General features: G+C 35.6%; 17 protein-coding genes. 5 read left to right on the forward strand and 12 right to left on the reverse strand.

Annotation, left to right across the window (positions count from 1 at the left end):
- Positions 1 to 32 precede the first annotated feature (32 nt).
- From tatC to VUJ46_RS04635, 3 genes are all read left to right on the forward strand, one after another.
- The gene (gene tatC, locus VUJ46_RS04625) at positions 33 to 860 is read left to right on the forward strand and encodes a twin-arginine translocase subunit TatC (protein ID WP_326983832.1); all 828 of its coding nucleotides are present in this window, start codon (positions 33 to 35) and stop codon (positions 858 to 860) included.
- A 312-nt stretch (positions 861 to 1,172) separates the two neighbouring features.
- On the forward strand, positions 1,173 to 2,801 hold the full coding sequence (locus VUJ46_RS04630) for a M1 family metallopeptidase (RefSeq protein ID WP_326983833.1): 1,629 nt from the start codon (positions 1,173 to 1,175) through the stop codon (positions 2,799 to 2,801).
- A 303-nt stretch (positions 2,802 to 3,104) separates the two neighbouring features.
- A complete protein-coding gene (locus tag VUJ46_RS04635) occupies positions 3,105 to 4,961 on the forward strand; it encodes a M61 family metallopeptidase (protein ID WP_326983834.1) in 1,857 nt (618 codons plus the stop codon).
- A gap of 171 nt (positions 4,962 to 5,132) precedes the next feature.
- Here the strand turns inward: VUJ46_RS04635 and VUJ46_RS04640 are convergent, their stop codons facing one another.
- The 3 genes from VUJ46_RS04640 to pepE form a co-directional block, all read right to left on the reverse strand.
- Positions 5,133 to 6,299 carry a sensor histidine kinase gene (locus tag VUJ46_RS04640; protein WP_326983835.1) on the reverse strand — a complete coding sequence of 389 codons (1,167 nt, stop codon included), beginning with the start codon at positions 6,297 to 6,299 and terminating at the stop codon, positions 5,133 to 5,135.
- A 6-nt stretch (positions 6,300 to 6,305) separates the two neighbouring features.
- A complete protein-coding gene (dacB, locus tag VUJ46_RS04645) occupies positions 6,306 to 7,679 on the reverse strand; it encodes a D-alanyl-D-alanine carboxypeptidase/D-alanyl-D-alanine endopeptidase (RefSeq protein ID WP_326983836.1) in 1,374 nt (457 codons plus the stop codon).
- Positions 7,680 to 7,853: 174 nt separating this feature from the next.
- Positions 7,854 to 8,546, reverse strand: coding sequence for a dipeptidase PepE (gene pepE / locus VUJ46_RS04650; RefSeq protein ID WP_326983837.1), 693 nt, complete (start codon positions 8,544 to 8,546; stop codon positions 7,854 to 7,856).
- 198 nt (positions 8,547 to 8,744) lie between these two features.
- On the opposite strand from pepE, the gene VUJ46_RS04655 reads away from it, so the two are divergent.
- Positions 8,745 to 9,278 carry a tetratricopeptide repeat protein gene (locus VUJ46_RS04655; protein ID WP_326983838.1) on the forward strand — a complete coding sequence of 178 codons (534 nt, stop codon included), beginning with the start codon at positions 8,745 to 8,747 and terminating at the stop codon, positions 9,276 to 9,278.
- A gap of 35 nt (positions 9,279 to 9,313) precedes the next feature.
- On the opposite strand, the gene VUJ46_RS04660 is transcribed toward VUJ46_RS04655, so the two are convergent.
- Positions 9,314 to 9,814 carry a YdeI/OmpD-associated family protein gene (locus VUJ46_RS04660; protein WP_326983839.1) on the reverse strand — a complete coding sequence of 167 codons (501 nt, stop codon included), beginning with the start codon at positions 9,812 to 9,814 and terminating at the stop codon, positions 9,314 to 9,316.
- 251 nt (positions 9,815 to 10,065) lie between these two features.
- On the opposite strand from VUJ46_RS04660, the gene fsa reads away from it, so the two are divergent.
- Entirely contained in the window at positions 10,066 to 10,719 is a 654-nt protein-coding gene (fsa, locus tag VUJ46_RS04665; protein WP_326983840.1) for a fructose-6-phosphate aldolase, read from the forward strand.
- Between the two features lie 201 nt (positions 10,720 to 10,920).
- Here the strand turns inward: fsa and VUJ46_RS04670 are convergent, their stop codons facing one another.
- The 8 genes from VUJ46_RS04670 to VUJ46_RS04705 form a co-directional block, all read right to left on the reverse strand.
- A complete protein-coding gene (locus VUJ46_RS04670) occupies positions 10,921 to 11,787 on the reverse strand; it encodes a GLPGLI family protein (protein WP_326983841.1) in 867 nt (288 codons plus the stop codon).
- A gap of 23 nt (positions 11,788 to 11,810) precedes the next feature.
- The gene (locus tag VUJ46_RS04675; protein ID WP_326983842.1) at positions 11,811 to 12,368 is read right to left on the reverse strand and encodes a sugar O-acetyltransferase; all 558 of its coding nucleotides are present in this window, start codon (positions 12,366 to 12,368) and stop codon (positions 11,811 to 11,813) included.
- A 109-nt stretch (positions 12,369 to 12,477) separates the two neighbouring features.
- A complete protein-coding gene (locus VUJ46_RS04680; protein WP_326983843.1) occupies positions 12,478 to 13,377 on the reverse strand; it encodes a GLPGLI family protein in 900 nt (299 codons plus the stop codon).
- 81 nt (positions 13,378 to 13,458) lie between these two features.
- A complete protein-coding gene (locus VUJ46_RS04685; protein ID WP_326983844.1) occupies positions 13,459 to 15,279 on the reverse strand; it encodes a M56 family metallopeptidase in 1,821 nt (606 codons plus the stop codon).
- Between the two features lie 3 nt (positions 15,280 to 15,282).
- On the reverse strand, positions 15,283 to 15,648 hold the full coding sequence (locus VUJ46_RS04690) for a BlaI/MecI/CopY family transcriptional regulator (protein WP_326983845.1): 366 nt from the start codon (positions 15,646 to 15,648) through the stop codon (positions 15,283 to 15,285).
- 438 nt (positions 15,649 to 16,086) lie between these two features.
- Complete coding sequence (locus VUJ46_RS04695; RefSeq protein ID WP_326983846.1) at positions 16,087 to 17,007, reverse strand: helix-turn-helix domain-containing protein; 921 nt, start codon at positions 17,005 to 17,007, stop codon at positions 16,087 to 16,089.
- Positions 17,008 to 17,073: 66 nt separating this feature from the next.
- Positions 17,074 to 17,901 (reverse strand): SDR family NAD(P)-dependent oxidoreductase, encoded by an 828-nt coding sequence (locus tag VUJ46_RS04700; protein WP_326983847.1) that lies wholly within the window; start codon positions 17,899 to 17,901, stop codon positions 17,074 to 17,076.
- A 263-nt stretch (positions 17,902 to 18,164) separates the two neighbouring features.
- Positions 18,165 to 18,758 (reverse strand): HD domain-containing protein, encoded by a 594-nt coding sequence (locus VUJ46_RS04705; protein WP_326983848.1) that lies wholly within the window; start codon positions 18,756 to 18,758, stop codon positions 18,165 to 18,167.
- Between the last annotated feature and the right edge of the window lie 31 nt (positions 18,759 to 18,789).

Below are 18,789 nucleotides of genomic sequence, written 5' to 3' on the forward strand. Positions count from 1 at the left end.
TCATAAATTTGGAGCCTTAAAAATTTTATTCTGTGAGTGAAGGTAAAGACATGTCCTTTCTTGGACATATTGGAGAACTAAGAGGTCACCTCATCCGCTCGATTCTTGCGATTGTAGTCGCTGCATTCATTGTCGGCTTTAATATCAACTGGATTATGGACCATATCTTTTTTGGTCCTACGAGAAATGATTTTCCGACTTTTGAATTGGTCAACCACTTTTCAAAAATGGTATTGGGCGAAGAAAGTATTCACCTTCCGAAAGATTTTCCGGTGCGTGCAAGTAAATTGTACCAACAATTTAATGTGATGATGGCCGTTTCGATCTTTGGCGGAATGGTTGCCGCATTTCCTTATATCGTTTGGGAACTTTGGAGATTTATCAGCCCGGCATTGCATCCGAAAGAAAGAAAAAATTCAATCTTTATCATCAATGCAGTCTGGATGTTGTTTATGATCGGAGTTTTATGCGGATATTTTTTAATTCTACCTTTCGCAGTTAATTTCGGAGTGATCTTTAAAATTTCAGATATTATCGTTCCGTTATATGATCTGAGCGATTATACGACATTATTTTTACAGGTTGTTTTAGGAATGGGAGTAATTTTCCTTTTCCCTGTACTCATCTATTTCCTTACGAGCATCGGAATTTTAACACCAATGTTCATGAGAACGTACCGTCGCCACGCGATTGTTTTAATTATGGTAGTTGCCGCAATTATTACTCCGGCAGACGTTTTAAGTATGTTGATGGCCGCATTTCCATTATTATTACTTTATGAATTCAGTATTCTAATGTGTGGTTACACTTACAAGAAAGTGCAGAAAGCCAACGGAAATTTACCTGCCGTTCAGAAGTAATCAATAGCAAAAGCTTTTAAAATACAGTCCCGAGGATTTTTTTCTTCGGGATTTTTTTTGAAGCTATTCTCGCTTTCCGCACTCGCTATTTACTAAGTTTCGGCGGCGGCAAAGCCGCCGCCGAAACTTAGTAAATGAGCTCAAACAATTGCTGCAATCGAGGCTAGGGATGTTGTCATTCAATCAAAAATTCGTCATTCCAAAAAACGAAACAAGCTTAGCACAATTCAACATTAATTCCATTTTATACTTTTTACTACCACAATTGGCATTAAATTTTCTAATTTTGGAAGGATTTAATTTAATTTCAAAATGAAAAAGCTGTCGTATACCCTTTTATTTGCTTCAGGATTGGCTTTCGGGCAATTCTTCGAAACAGATAAAACGTTCACCAAACAAGACACATTAAAAGGTTCCAATACAGAATTCCGAAACTTTTGGGATGTAAAAAAATATGATCTTTCTGTAGAGCCCGATTTTGCAAAAAAAAGTATTAAAGGAAATAACAAGATCAGTTTTGAGATCGTAAAAGATGTCACAAATCCCACTTTTCAGATTGATCTTCAACAGCCAATGAAAGCTGATAAAGTAGAAGGAAATTTCCCTATTGCGGAATACAAGCAAGAGGGTGATTTCATTTGGGTCAAAACTAAAAAGAGCTTCAAAAAAGGCGAAAAATATACCCTAGACATTACCTATTCCGGAAATCCTACGATTGCTAAAAATGCGCCTTGGGACGGTGGTTGGGTTTTTACTGAAGACGAAAAAGGAAATCCGTGGATGAGCGTTGCCGATGAAGGCATCGGAGCTTCAATCTGGCTTCCGACCAAAGATATCTGGAGTGATGAACCCGACAACGGAATCATCATGAAAATTATTACGCCAAAAGACCTTGTAGGGGTCGGAAACGGAAAACTGATCGATAAAAAAACAAATGGCGACAAAATAACCTACACTTGGGAAGTTAAAAACCCGATCAATGCCTACTCTATTATCCCGAATATTGGTAAATATGTGAATTTTAAAGATACCTTTAACGGAGAAAAAGGAAAACTGGATCTTGATTATTGGGTAATTGATTATAATTTAGATAAGGCAAAAAAACAATTTCAGCAGGTAAAACCCATGCTTTCCGCCTTTGAATACTGGTTCGGACCATATCCTTTTTATGAAGATTCTTACAAATTGGTAGATTCTCCCTATTTAGGAATGGAACATCAAAGTAATGTGGCTTACGGAAACGGATATCAGAACGGATACCGAGGAAGAGATCTTTCAGGAACAGGCGTTGGGCTCAACTGGGATTTTATTATCATTCACGAAAGCGGTCATGAATGGTTTGCGAACAATATCACAGCAAAAGATCAGGCGGATATGTGGATTCATGAAAGTTTTACCAACTATTCTGAGGTCTTGTTTACCGAAAAATATATGGATAAGAAATCTGCCGATACCTATGCCTTAGGAATCAGAAATATTATCAGAAATGATGTGCCGATTATCGGTAAATATGGTGTAAGAAATGAAGGCAGCGGCGATATGTATCCAAAGGGAGCCAGTATGCTTCACACGATTCGCCAGGTGATTAATAATGATGAAAAATTCCGACAGATTTTAAGAGGAATCAATAAAGATTTTTATCACCAGACGGTAACCACGGAACAGATTGAAAATTATATCTCGAAAAAATCCGGAATTGATTTTTCAACAGTGTTTAATCAATACCTGAGAACCATACAGGTTCCGGCACTGGAATACACGCAAAATGGTGATTCATTGAAATTCAGATATACGAATGTGGTGAAAAACTTCAGATTACCGATCAGAATAAACGGCAATCAAACCATTAACCCAACCGAGGAATGGCAAACCGTAAAGCTGAAAACAGCCACTCCGGTGGTATTGGATCCGGCTTATTACATCGATTATCAAAAGATTTAATCATCAAAACGCAAAATCGTGACATCGCGGTTTTGCTTTTTTATTTTCAACTATTTTTAAAATTAATGGCTACCTCCTAGCCCCGATTGCAGCGGATACCCCGCAACTGGGCTGGAGAGTTTGGAAGAGTGAGGGCTTTATGGTTGGCGCGCATGGGAGAGGTTCGGGGTGAGGAGTATGAGCGGAAAGCGGGATTAAGCTCCAAAAAAAAATCAAAGAATAAGTTTTTAAGAAAACTTTAATACCTACCTGCGTAACAAAATGATTTTTAAAGCAACTACTTAATTATAAAATATAAATTCAATGAAGAAATTAGCACTAAGTTTAGGTGTTTTAACTGCTTTTTTGGTTAATGCACAATCTATAAAGACCACGATTGACCTTGTAAATGTAAAGGACGATAAAGTGGCGGTAACGATGGAATTTCCGAAAATGAAATCCGGAGACGTGAAGTTTCATTTTCCGAAAACGGTTCCGGGAACCTATTCCGAGGACGATTACGGAAGATTTGTGGAAGGCATTAAATTTTATGATAATAAAGGCAAAGAGCTGACCTTCACCAAAGTGGATGATAATACGTATTCCTTAAAAAATGCTCAGAATTTAACGAAAGTAACCTACCTCGTGAACGACAGTTTTGACGATGAGATGGATACTTCAAAGCATAAAGCGGTGTTTTCCCCTTCAGGAACAGACATTGAGGAAGGAAAAGTGTACCTGATCAATACCCACGGTTTCGTAGGATATATCGATAATATGCAGGATGTTCCTTATCAGCTGGTGATCCAGAAGCCTAATGATTTTTATGGGACAACGGCTTTGGTAGATCAGGATAAATCTGAAGCTACCGATACTTTTACGCTGGCCAATTATGCAAAAGTTACCGATTCTCCGCTGATGTATACGAAACCGGATTATATCACATTCAACGCTGGTGGAATGGATTTGGTTTTAGGCGTTTATTCTCCGACAGGAAAATATAAAGCGGCAGATTTTAAAGATAATTTAGAAAAAATGGTGGTTGCTCAAAAGAAATTTCTGGGTGATATGAATACCAATAAAAAGTATGCAATCATGCTTTATCTTTCGGGTGGTGACGGGCCTCAAATTAAAGGTTTCGGAGCATTGGAACATCATGAATCGACAAGTGTTGTTCTCCCTGAAATGATGCCTAAAGATGCTATTGATAAAACGCTTACCGATGTGGTTTCTCATGAATTTTTCCATACGGTGAATCCTTTGAAAACACATTCTGAAGAGATTCATTATTTCGATTATGCAGATCCTAAAATGTCTCAACATCTTTGGATGTATGAGGGCGGAACGGAATATTTTGCGAATTTATTCCAGATTCAGGAAGGATTGATTGATAAAGCAGAGTTTTTGAGAAGAATGACTGAAAAAATCACGAATTCTAAGAACTATGATGACACCATGCCTTTCACAGTAATGAGTAAGAATGTACTGAAAGAGCCTTACAAGGATCAGTACAGAAATGTGTATGAAAAAGGAACTTTACTGGCCATGTGCCTTGACATTGAATTAAGGAAATTGTCCAACGGTGAAATGGGTTATCGTGATATGATCCGTAAACTGTCTCAGCGATTTGGTGAAAACAAACCATTCAAAGATGATAAACTGATTGACGAATTGGTAACCATCACAGGCTATCCTCAAGTAAAAGATTTTTACAACAAATATATCGCTGGAAACCAGCCGACACCTTACGAGCAATACCTGAACATGGTAGGTGTGGAAGTACAGAAACAGGAAACGCCTCCAATTTTCTGGTTTGTGAAAGATCCTCAGCAAACGGGTTATAACGAGAAAAATAAAACGTTTGTGTTTGATGAAAACTCCCCGTTATCACCTTTTGCAAAAAGCATTGGTTTTAAAATTACCGATGAAGTGCTTGCTTTGGACGGAAAATCGATCAACATTCAAAATGTACAGGAATTTATCGGTTATACGAGAACCATTAAAGAAGGACAAAATGTAACTGTAACGGTTTTAAGAAAGAATGGAGATAAGCTGGAAAAAATTAATCTTACAGGAAAAGCGATTTTAGATAAAATGACCGTGGAAACGCTTCAGTTTAAACCCAATCCGACACCGGCAGAACAAAAGCTGCAGGATCAGTGGCTGACAGGAAAAAAATAATTTTTTACAATAAATAATAATGAAGCGGGGAATTATTCTCCGCTTTTTTGTTTAAACACAAATTTCACGACTATTTCCACAAATAATCACTAATGCGATTTGGTAATAAGAAGGATGTAGTGCCATTTGTGAAAAACATTTGTGCCTATTAGTGTTTAAGAACTTTTGAAATCAGGCTTTTTTAATCGTAATTCTAAAAGTTGTTCCTTTCCCAACTTCCGTCTGAGAAATTCGGATATCACCATTATGATATTCCTGAACCACTCTTTTAGCTAGTGAAAGTCCTAATCCCCAACCTCTTTTTTTCGTGGAATACCCCGGTTTGAAAGCATTTCTGGCTTGCTGTTTTGTCATCCCGCTTCCCGTATCCTGAATTTCCACAACGATATTTTTATTTTTTTCAAAGACAGACATTGCAATAGAACCTTCGCCTTTCATCGCATCTACCGCATTTTTCACAAGGTTCTCAATGACCCAGCTCATCAGAATCTTATTGTGAGGAACTGAAATTTCTTCCGGTGGCAAATGCAATCCGAAGTTTATTTTTCGTGAAATTCTTCTTTTCAAATAATCATAGTTTTCCTGAATACTTTCATTGAAATTAGTATCATTCAATTCCGGAATAGAACCTATTTTTGAAAATCGTTCGGAAATCGTTCTCAGTCTTTCAATATCTTTTTCTATTTCATAAACCCCTTCGGAATCGGGAGTTTCCAGTTTCATAATCTCCATCCAACCGATCATGGAAGATAAAGGCGTACCGATCTGATGCGCAGTTTCCTTTGCCAGACCGGCCCAAAGATAACCTTCATCCGTTTTTTTGATGGTTTTGAAAAACCAGAAAGAAAATCCGAAGTACAGAAGAATAAAAAGTCCTAAAATATAGGGTGAATACCGTAAATTATTAAGTAAATGTGAGTTATCATAATACACAAACTGGTTATTTCCATCAGGAACCTTGATTTCTATAGGATCATAGTTTTTCTCCATAGATTCCACCAATTTGCTCAGTTTTACAGGATCTTTAATGGTATTTTCAGGAATATTTCTGTAAAATCCAAGATCCAGAATTGGCTTTTTATCTTTATCTGTAACAATGAAGGGAATATTGTTATTAATATTCAGAATTTCAGGCAATAGATCCAGAACATCTGTATCGGGAGACTTTACTTCCTGCTGAATCCTGATGGCTTTAGAAAGCAAATTAATTCTTTTAATTTCTTCTTTTCTAAGATAATTGATCAATGAAGTGGAGGCAATGACAATCGTAGTAACAACCGCGGTCATCACGACAAAAATAATCCAATTGTTCAGTCTTGCAAGTATGGTTCTTCTCAAAGTAAATTATTTTAAAACATTCAGAATTTTCTGCAGCTCATGGCTTCCGATTCCCTGATAATTATTGATGATAATTGAAAAAACATAATTTTTACCGTCTTTTGAAGTGTGATAGCCCGCAAAAGATTTGGTGTCTCTCATCGTTCCGCTTTTCATTTTCATTCCGTTTTCCTGCGTCGGAAAACCATCGTAATACGCTTCAAACCAAGGTTGCTTTTTAGCATACAATAACGCCTGAACTTCAGCTTTTGCCGCCACATAATTTTGTGGTGAAAGTCCGCTTCCGTCGGCAAAATTGATCATACTTCCGTTAACCCCTTTTGATTTCCAGAACTCTTTAATATAGGCCACTCCACTTTTAAAATTAGAATTTCCTTTCTTTTCCTTGCCCAGTGTTTTAATTAAAGTTTCCCCGTATAAATTGATGCTTTTTCTTAAAAACCAATAGACGATTTTATCCAAAGTCGGAGATTCGTAGGTAAGAATTGTGTGGTTTTTAGGGAAATCCAGCGTTTGTTTTCCTTCGATCTGAAGTTGCGAATTGGTAATGACTTTCCCCGAAACATCAATGCCTGAATCTTTCAGCCATTTCCTCACTTCTATTCCCAATTGTAAAGGAGGATTGGGAGTCGCACCGGAAACCGTCACCGTTTTTCCGCCAGGCAAGGTTCCGTTGATGAGTGCCACATCGGAATGTGGAGCGGTAAAAATCAAACTCTGATCCGAAGATCCCCCGGTTTTTAGCTCATTAATCCATTGTACGCCTTCCAAAGGATAGGAAAAACTTTTAAAATCTGTTCCGTTGATGTTGATATCAAACTGATTTTCGCGCCAGTTAACGCCCCAAACGCCTGCGCCGTAATAATTTCCTAAATCATCCCAAGGCCAGCCTCCGGGAATGGTTTGAGCATCAAAATAAGAATCATCAATAATCAGATCACCCGATATTTTTGCGATTCCTAAAGTTTTTACAGCTTCCATCAACTTCTTTTTAAAGTTTTCGGGCTTGTAATTATCGTACCTCCAGCTTCCCAAAGTGGGATCGCCGTTTGACGAAATAAATAAATTTCCGTTAAGTGTTGATCCTGAAATCGTTCCTGAATATCCTGATGTTGTTTTATAGGTATAATTTTTACCTAAAGTTTCCAAAGCGGCACCCGCTGTAAATATTTTTTGCGTAGAAGCCGTGGAAAGTCCTTTATTTCCCTGATAATCGTAAATAAAATTCCCATTTTCATCAGAAACATAAAATGATAAATTGGAAGCGATTGCCCCCGAAGATTCCATAAGATCTTTGGTGGCTTTTTCCAGTTTCTGAGCTATATTCTGAGCAAAAATCACCTGTGTGGAAAGGATGAAAACGGCTAATGTTTTTTTCATTGCATTTTTTATTAATAGTACTTCTACAAACTCAGCATGACATTTCTTATACTAATATTTTATAAAACAGTAAATTTTTAGCGATGTCATGCTGAGCCTGTCGAAGCGACTTTATATTTTAATTTTAAATATGACCAAAAATCACATTCTTATTCAAATATATAAAAAGAAAATTTAGAGTTTTGAACCCGCCTCGATCTCGTAAGGTTCTTTATCTTTTTCAAAAATTCTCGTTAACTCGCTTCCTTCAACGGTAATATTATCGCCAATTCTTCTGATCCAGTTACCTTCACGAAGTCCGACAACTTTTGTTTCATTCTGCGTTAAAAATTCTTTAATTCGCGTTTCTCTCGTTTCTCCATTATGTTTCAATTCAGGATTTGGATCAAGATAATGAGGATTCAAATTAAAAGGAACCAATCCCATACAATCAAAACTTGGCGGATAAACGATGGGCATATCGTTCGTAGTTTTCATATTCTGTCCACCGATATTGCTTCCTGCGCTACATCCTAAATATGGTTTTCCACTTTCTACATTTTTTTTCAAAACAGACATCAAACCTTCTTCGTGTAACGTTTTAACCAACAGAAAAGTATTACCGCCTCCTGTAAAAAAACCTTTGGAATTATTTACGGCTTCAATTTTATCTTCAAATTCGTGAAGACCTTTCACTTTAATATTGATGGTTTCGAAAAAAGATTTTGCCTTTGCCGTATAATCATCATGAGAAATTCCGCCCGGTCTTGCGAATGGAATGAAAATAATCTCTTCAACTCCTTTATAAAGCTGAATTAATTCCTCTCTCAGATATTCTAAATAGTCCCCCCCGAAAAGTGTGGAAGTAGAAGCCAATATAATGTTCATAAAATCGTATTGATAAAAAATTTTTATTTACAAAGATAGCCCAAACACGGACGAATCAAAAATTTAGATAAAAAATTAGCCTAAGCTCTTAATATTTTCTAAAAAAGCCTAAATACTCTAAAATTTAAATAATTTTGGAATTATTATTGAATTTTATTCATCACAATTCGAAAATGTAAGATTATGAAAATGATTAAAATGAACACGAAAAACCTTTTCTTAGGTTTATTATTGACAGGAAGTGTAGGTTTTGTAAATGCACAAACGACAACAGATAGCACAAATAATACAGCTGCAGTAAGCCAGGCAGGAAATCCTACGATTGAAGGTCTTAAAAAACAGATTGAAACCAATCCTAAAGATACGGAAGCGTTGGCTAAATTAGCAGCAGCTTATCAAGAGTCTTCAGACTGGACAAATGCAGTAGATACATGGAAAAAAATATCAGTTTTATTACCAGATTGGGCTCCGTCATATTATAGCCAGGCCTACGCTTATCAATCTGCAAAAGATGATGCAAACGCGAAAATAGCGTATGAGAAATATATTGCGACCGTAAAACCTGAAGAAGTTGAGCAAAATAAGAAGAATCTGGCGTATGCCTATTTCTATCTAGCTTTCTCTGAACAGAAAAGCGATCCGAACAAAGCGAAAGAGCATATTGCAAAATCAATACAATATGACCCAAGCAATCAGGACGCAGTAAAACTTAATCAGGTTTTAAATTCGTAGTAACAAAAGATCCGGAAATTCCGGATCTTTTTTGTTTATGATGGTTTTGAATTAATTGTTTTTCCAAAGAAATCAGCTTCACCATGAAGGTGTTTGATAATTTTTTCGATATTTCGTTGAACGCTCGCTTCGGTTTTTAGATTATTGATATAACGAATTAACTCTAATTTTCTAGAGGGAATTAAATTTTCAAAATTGGCCAAGGCAACAGGGTGATTTTTTATCGCCTGATCCAGCTTCGGATGAATAGAAATCGTTCGGTCAGCATCGTCAAATTCTACAAAAATTTCAATGGTTTCGCCAATTCTTTTTGGGGAGTCCTTTAGCATCGTCAGATTAATATACAACCTCCATTCGCCTAAATATTTCATTAAATTTTGCCTGAATTCTTTCCCGTTTACACTTCCTTTTACAGGAATCGGACTTTTAGTCCTTCCTGAGGTTTCGAAAATTTGGTTTAAAATTTCTTCGGGAATGAATACAAAAGGATTGATGCCGATGAGTTGGAGCTGGGTAGTGAAGTGGTTATTTTTCATTTGGCGATAAGCAATAGGCTAAGTTAGTATTATTTTTACTACCCCGTCTTTTTGCTTCCGCAAAAATCCACCCCTTCAGGGAAGGGGAATGTAAAATTTCTAATACTACACGCAACTAACAACTAACAACTAACAACTAACAACTAACAACTAACAACTAACAACAAGTTAAACCTTAAACCATCATCGAAATTAATTTCCCACTCGAAAAGGATTCATTATATTTGTATATAATTAAATCTGTATATCAAATGAAATTTTTTATTGACACAGCCAACTTAGAGCAAATCAAAGAAGCAAAAGACCTTGGAATTCTTGATGGAGTAACAACCAACCCGTCATTAATGGCAAAAGAAGGTATTCAGGGAGCTGAAGCGATCAAAAATCACTATAAAGCTATTTGCGAAATTGTAGACGGAGATATTTCTGCGGAAGTACTTTCAACAACTTACGAAGAAATGATTAAAGAAGGGGAAGAATTGGCAGCGATCCACCCGAATATCGTGGTTAAAATCCCAATGATCAAGGATGGAATCAAAGCATTAAAATATTTTTCTGATAAAGGAATCAGAACCAACTGCACATTGATCTTCTCCCCGGGACAGGCTCTTTTAGCAGCTAAAGCAGGTGCAACTTATGTTTCTCCATTCCTGGGAAGACTGGATGATATTACAACAGACGGATTAAACCTGATCCAGGAAATCAGACTGATCTTTGATAATTATATGTATGAAACTGAAATTTTAGCGGCTTCTATCCGTCATTCAATGCATATCATTGATTGTGCTAAAATCGGAGCAGACGTGATCACTTCACCACTGCCTCCCATCTTAAGCTTGCTAAAACACCCGTTAACAGACAGCGGATTAGCTCAGTTTATCTCTGATTCTCAGAAACTGGCTTAATAAATCACTGTAAAGATAAAAAAACAATCCCGAAGAATATTTCGGGATTGTTTTTTTTGTCAATTTGGAACTTAAATTTAATATTTTTTTGCTCACGCAGATTTTACAGATAGCGCAGATTTTAAATTTTTCATATAAAAAAGTATTATTATTGGTGCATTCGTGGATCAAAAGCTTCAATTTTCATCATACGCTTACAAGTTATTTCAACAAATCGAGTTCTAAAATATTATTCTCTTTTTTCAGCTTTTCTTTGGCTCTTTTTTCATCATCACGAAGCATTTTGTTGGTATCCATTACCTTTCCGTTATCGTCCCTCATTTCAACGATCGTACCGTTGTTAAGCATCTGCCGTAGCCCTTTCATTGGATCTTTAGTGTATTCGCTATATACTTTTTTAAATTTGTTTTCATCAACGTTAATAAGAGGGTTATATCTTTTTTTATCCTTTCCGCTTATCCACTCCTGTGCGGTATCAAGCTTTTTTACTCCTTTCAGTTCAAAAGTATGAGAATGGCTTTGATCTTCTATTTTCACAATCATTCCCGGCAGACCATGAAATTTATAGGGGCCATCCTGAATAGGTAATTCCGTTGTAAACCACGCTGTCCAACGTCTCCCTAAAAAATCACAGACTGCCTTCTGAACAGAAAAATTTCCTATTTTATCTTTATCTGAAAGAATTTTCCACTGAGGTACTCTGGAATCCTGTACCAAATACTCTTCATTACCAATTGAATTAATAAAGCTTACGGCATAATCGGGATAACTTTTTTCGACAGAATATCTCAATTTACCTTTATATCCTACTCCTTTCAAACTAAAATCATTGTTTCCTGATTTTACCTGTTTTTCGATAAATGCATGCATCAGAGAGTCGGCTTCTTGGTAATCCTTACTGTAAAACTTTGATCCCTTAGGCGCAATATCCAGATTCATCAACTCTGTTTCCACCTTATCTTTCGCTGTGGAATCTATTGCAAATTTATATTCATAAACAAAACGCTGATACTGAGCATTGGAAAATATCCCCAGAAACAAGAAGAGGACTAAAACTGTTTTTTTCATGATATTAGTTTACTTTTTTTATTTTAATTTTCAATTTTTTTAATCACTTTACATGGGCTTCCGACTGCTAATACATTATCCGGAATATCCTTCGTCACCACACTTCCTGCTCCGATCACTGAATTATTTCCAATTCTTACTCCCGGAATAACAACCACATTTCCTCCAAACCAAACGTTATCTCCAACGGTTATAGGATGAGCAGTTTCTAAACCTGCATTTCTCTGTTTTACGTCCAAAGGATGATTGGCTGTATAAAAACTGCAGTTCGGACCGATAAAGACGTTATCTCCAAAAGTCACTTTTGCACAGTCTAAAATCACCAGATTATGATTGGCGTAAAAGTTCTCACCCACTTCAATATTATAGCCGTAGTCACACCAGAAGTTGGGTTCAATACAGATATTTTCTTTTGTTTTACCCAGGATTTTTTTGATTAATTGAGTTCTGTTTTCGGTATCAGAATTCTTCAGTTGATTGTATTCCTGACATAAATCTTTGATGGCAATTCTTTCATTAGTCAATTGTTCATCATTTGCATTATACATTAACTCCTGTTTACATTTTTCTTTCTCCGTCATTATTTTGGTTTAAAATTTTAAGTATCCCTTTGAGACCTTAAATATAAAAAAAGAAAACAGGATGACTAATGATAATCATCCTGTTTTAAGATTAAAAAATTATGTATTTTTATTTGAACAAATCTGGTTCTATCTGATTGTTGTTCTTTTTTAAATTTTCCTTTGTTTTTTTCTCCATATCTCTGAAGACTTCGTTTGGATCGGTAATTTCTCTTCCGTCAGGATTTTTCACTTTGAAAGAAACATTGGTTCCGTTTCCGTTTTTCATCATCATTTCTCTCATATTTTTTGTCGGATCGTTTACATAGGCTTTCCAAACTTTTCTGAACTGATCTTTCGTTACTTCAATATCTTTTCCGCCCATCCCGATTAGTCTTACATTTCCCGGAAGTTCAAGTTCTTTTTCCGTCGAAGAATTTACTTTTTTATTTCCAACCAAAGTCATACTGTGAGAACCTGTAGAATCTTCTAATTTCACAATTAAACCTGGTAAACCATAGAATTTATACGGTCCGTCCTGAAAAAGAAGGTCTGTTGTAAACCAAGCCGTCCAGGTTCTTCCTCCAAAATTTGTCGTTGCCTTTTGTGCATTATATTCACCAATTTTCTGTTTTTCAGGAAGAATTTTCCATTCAGGTTTTTTATCTTCTTTTACCTTATAAGCGTCTGTTGAAACTCTTGTGAAATAATAGGTTGTAAAATCCGGATACTGTTTGGTCACGTTATAAGAAACCTGCCCGGATTTTTCTCTCTTAGTAATATTAATACTTCCCGCTCCCGCTTTTAACTGCTTTTCTAAATCTGCTTTTTGAGTAGAATCTGCAACAAATTTATCATGGCTGTAATATTTAGAACCTGTTTTATCAATATCTAAAAGCATCATTTCTTTTTTTACGTCTGCCTTATTTGTAGAATCGGGAATAAATTTATATTCATAAAAAAATCTATTGGTTTGAGCAGTTGTAAAAATGCTTACTAGCAATAAAAAAAGTAGATTAATATTTTTCATAATTCGTATCTATTTTCATTAAAAAAAGCTTTGCTAACGATAGTTGTGATTTTCATTAACAAAGCTTTATCGGAACTTTAGTTATTTTGTTTCAACTCTTATTTCTCCGGATTTTTTTCCGTTTGTATGATTTTTATTCACCGTAACACTTTTTATGTTTTGCGGATCCAACACTTTAAATTCAGATTCAGAAGCTTCTCTTCCATTGATGAAATATTTTATTCCTTCCATATCACCATCAATGCTTTTCACACCATTAGCGATCATAGACTGCCCTCTATGAATAACAATATTATCAGCATTTATTTTCATGGTTTTAGGAAATGTATGTACCGAATTACTATAAATATACATTTTTCTGTTTCCGTCTAATGCTCTTCTTTCAGCTTCCAACTTCGCTCTTTCACCCTCCAGTTTTGCTCTTTTCTCGTCTAATTTTGCTCGTTCTTTTTCAAGTTTAGCTCTTTTTTTTGCAGTGGATGCCGATTCTTCTCTTCTTTCTTCAGACTTAAAAATCATATCTTGGCTAGGAGACCATTTTGTATCATTAAAGCTATAGACTTTTACTTTAGGCGCATTCGGAGCTTTTGGAGCATTCGGCGGTGAAGGCGGAGCATCAGGAAAATCAAAATTCATTTCCGGAATTTCTGGAATTTCAAAATTCATATTTTTCAATTCTGAAACTTTGTTCTTCCATTCATCAGATTTAAAAAATTCATTGATTTTTTTCACATCGTCATTATTCATGCTATATGCTACTTTAAAATCCTGAGAGCTTGCAATTTTTCCGATCTCAGCTGATAAAGCACCAAGTTCATCAACATTTTTCTTAAACTCCTTACTTTCAGGTTTTAAGTTTTTTAAAGCCACACTTTTTTCTTCAAGCTTTTTACTCAGATCATTCAGCTTTTGTTGAGTTTCTGCTCTTTTAGCTAATTTTGGAGCAATAACTTCCACTTCTTTCGCTTTTTTAGGCGTAATGGTATCTTTTTTGATCTGAGAAACCGCTTTCTCTATTTCTATATTGGTTGCTTTAATTTCTTGATTTTTAGCATTTACCAAATAAGCAAAGGCTACAGAAAATACTACCGGTAATGCAAAAATTCTACGCGCATACCCGAATTTGGTTTGAGGTTTTTGTAACATTTTGAGTCGTTTTTTTAGATTTGAACTTAAAAACGGACTGGTCGCAGGCAACTGGTTTCCGGAAAAGTGGCTTGCTAAAAGCATCTGCGCAAATGCTTTCGTGTCCGATTGTTTTACAGCCTTTTTATCGGCCAGATATTCGTGAATTAAACTGATTTCTTTTTTAATGATATGAAAAAACGGATTGAACCAGAAAACAGCAGTAATAATCTCCATAAAAATTTTATCGAAGGAGTGTTTCTGTTCAATATGAACCATTTCGTGCTTCAAAATCTGCTTCCCGACATCGGAATTCAAAGTAATAGAAGTCTTCCAGAACAGGTTTCTGAAATACGAAAACGGTGCTTCTGTAAGATCTGTATGATAGAAATTAATCCCATCAAAGCTTTCTTTTTTAAACTGATTTTTAAGCTGTTGAATCCTGAAGATCCCAAATAGTAATTTCCCTAAAAAATAGAGAGAAACCAATCCCAAAGCTGAAAAAATAATTCTAAAATAAATGTGGTCATTGCTTATGTTTTTAGTTGAGTTAAAATTCTGTACCCTATCTATTAACGCATACCAATCATTGCTTACCTCAATCGTAAAATCCTCGATGGTTATTAAAGGAAGCAATAACGATATCAACATCGCAGCCAAGAGATAAAATCTGTTGTAGTGATGAAAGGTCTTGTCTTTTAAAGACAACTGATAATACAAAAACATTACACCGGAGCATAAAATAACTTTGCCGAAGTATAGAAGTACAGTTTCCATGGTTTAGTTTTTTTCTTTGAGTTCGTTTAGAAGCATTTCAAGATCTTCTACCGTCATTTCGTTCTTCTCAACAAGGAAAGAGACGGCACTTTTGTAAGAACCTTTAAAATAGTTTTTCACAAGACTTTTCATTGTCTTTCCCGAATATTGTTCTTGAGTAATCATCGGAAAATATTCGTGCTGTCTACCATAGACACTGTAATCTACAAACTCTTTGTCTTTCAATACTTTTAAAATGGTAGAAACCGTATTGGTGTGCGGTTTTGGCTCAGGAAAAAGATCAAGAATATCTTTGAGAAATCCTTTCTCCAATTTCCATAAATACTGCATCACCTGTTCTTCTGCTTTTGTTAAAGTCTGAATTTTCATATCCCGTTTATTTAATCATTAAATTGATATAAAATTATCATTAAATCTCATATCACTAAGAAAATAGTTATACAAATGTAGAAATAAAATCTATTCAAACAACTATTTTTTTAGTGATAAAGAAACACAGTGTTTAAATTACTGAAAATCAATTAAATAAATTTTATTAAAATATGTTAATTTTTTAATTGATAGGAAAATTGGTGATTATTCCAGGAGAAAACCGAAAAATTGAAACTTCGAATTTTGAACACAAAGTTCTCCAAGTTTTTGAATTACTGATTGTTTTGAGTTTCACAGAGCCGCTTTGCTTATAAGAGGGTTTGAAAAATGATAAGAGAATTTTATGTTGATTTTATTCTCGCTGATTTTGCTGATTATGCAGATATTTTTTAATAGAAGACTTTAAACATTAAATTTTAAACTTTGAATCCCAAATCAATTAAAAGATTTTCTGAATTCCAAAGGAGAAAGGTTGGTTTTTGTTTTGAACAAATTACTGAACGATTGTGAATGTTCAAAACCTAATGCATAAGCCACTTCCCCAACAGATAAACGCGTCGTGGAAAGCATTTCTTTTGCTTTATTAATCAGTCGTTCATGAATATGCTGTTGAGTACTTTGTCCCGTTAATGAACGCAACATATCGCTTAAATAACTCGGAGAAAGATTCAGATTTTCTGCGAGATAACTTACCGTTGGAATTCCTTTAGTTAATGATGTTTCATCTTCAAAATAAGCATCCAACAATATTTCAAACTTTTGCAACAGATCACTGCTTGTTGCTTTTCGGGTAATAAACTGGCGTTTATAAAAACGATTGGCATAATTAAGCAATAATTCAATCTGAGAAATCATCACATCATGACTGAAATCGTCTATTCTGGCATTTAATTCAGATTCAATAAAACTGAAAATAGAGAGAATTGTTTTCTTTTCATCCTCCGAAAGATGCAGAGTTTCTTTAATTGAATAAGAGAAAAAACCATACTGTTTGATTTTTTTAGCCAAAGGATAGCTCAGAAAGAAATCAGGATGAATCAGCAGCGAATATTGAGAACAGGCCGTATCTCCAGAGCCGGTGCCGCCCATAATCTGTCCCGGTGCCGCGAATAACAAACCGCCCTGATCAAAGTCGTAATAATCCTGCCCATACTCTACTTTTCCGCCTAATCTTGGTTTATACGAAATTTTATAAAAACCTAAAACATGACGATGAGCTATTTTCTCAGGTGGCAAAAAATTATGCGTTTCATTGATCAGACTGATCAACGGATGCTTGGGTTTGGGCAAATCAAAGAAAAGATGTGCCTCGGTAAGTGACTTAAATTTGGTGAGTGTATGATCGTCTTTTTTCATAATTCTTATATAAAGATAGGAAAAACCGATTATAAAAATAACCGGTTTTGTTTCAATTTGTTTCGTTTATCCCTGAGCCGATCTGGAAATCTCATCCCATTCTTCCCAAAGCGCAATTCGGTCTGCATAAATACCTTTTATCAACGGAAGATTATTGCTTCCCAAGTTAAAACGTAATGGCGGATTTTCAGAATCGATCATTTTGAAAAGAGCTTGCGGCGTTGCTTTTGGATCTCCTTGCTCGAAAGTTGATAGGCTTTTGATAAATTCAGCTTTAAAATCATCGTAAGCTTCAATATTTCCTGAAAACTTCAATGATTCCTGACTTCTAAATTCTGTAGCATACGCTCCGGGCTCTATGATTGTGACTTTAATTCCGAACTGTTTCACTTCTTCGGCAAGACTTTCGTGGATAGCTTCAAATGCCCATTTCGAAGAACTGTAATATCCGATCACCGGCAATGTGAAATGCCCGATATTGCTTGAAGTTCCTAAGATATGTCCGTAACCCTGTGCTCTTAAAATCGGCAATGCAGCCTGAATGACACTTACCGGACCCATAATATTCGTTTCATACAAATCACGGATTTCGTCTGCACTGGCTTCTTCAATAGTTCCAACCAACGAATATCCCGCGTTGTTCAGAACAATATCTAATTTTCCAAAATGCTCATGCGCTTGTTTTACGGCTTCTCTTACCTGCTCCGGTTTTGTAACGTCTAATGCTAACGTCAACACCTGATCTCCATATTTTTCATTAAAATCAGAAATACTTTCAACCTTTCTTGCTGTAGCAACGACTTTATCACCACGTTCCAAAGCTGCTTCCGTCCAAATTCTTCCGAAACCACGGGAAGCTCCCGTAATAAACCATACTCTATTTTGCTGTGTCATACTATTAAATTTTATTTTTACTAAGCAAAATTAGCAAGCTTCAGAAGGATTTTTGTAGGCAAATCGCAGAGGTTTGTAGGCTAAATGAGGAAATTGAAATAAGACTGGAAGTTGAAAGCGAGAAGATTACTAAGTCCTTCATTTTGATTTGATGATAAAAATTAAAAAAAAAGAAAGATTTTGATCTTTATGAACTTACATGACCTCCATCTTCCAGCATCCAACATCCAACATCCAACATCCAACATCCAACCTAACAAGCCTTACTCTTTTCTAAGAATACCTTTTTCTGCACTTTCGTTCAATAAATTTTCAGCATAATTCCAAATCGACGAAGAACCGTTGGCAATCGCTTTTTTCTTGTTGTACACCGTTTGATATTCCACATCGAACTCTTTCCAGGTTCCGCCATTATTGCTGGTATTTTGAAGTAAAGGTTCGAATCTATCCATCGTACGGGCGAATTTCGCTTCATTGGTAATACCTTCTTCAAATTCCTCCCAAACCGCTAAGAATTCTTTAGCCTGAGCCTCTGGCAATAATCCAAAAATTCTTTTGGCAGCCAGAAGTTCTTCTTCGGTATTGGTATGATTTTTTGTGGTATCATATATAAAAGTATCGCCGGCATCGATTTCTACCAAATCATGAATTAAAACCATTTTTACCACTTTTAAAACATCGATCGGCTGATCTGAATGTTCCGCCAGAACCAAAGTCATCATCGCCAGATGCCAGCTATGTTCCGCATCATTTTCATTTCTATCGCTGTTGAATAATTTTGTTCTGCGCTGAATATACTTTAATTTGTCGATCTCTTTGATGAAATCAATCTGTTTTAATAAATTTTCGGTCTTCATTTTACTTTACATTCGATTGAGTCTCAAAGAT

Source organism: Chryseobacterium sp. MYb264 (genome assembly GCF_035974275.1).
GTDB lineage: Bacteria > Bacteroidota > Bacteroidia > Flavobacteriales > Weeksellaceae > Chryseobacterium.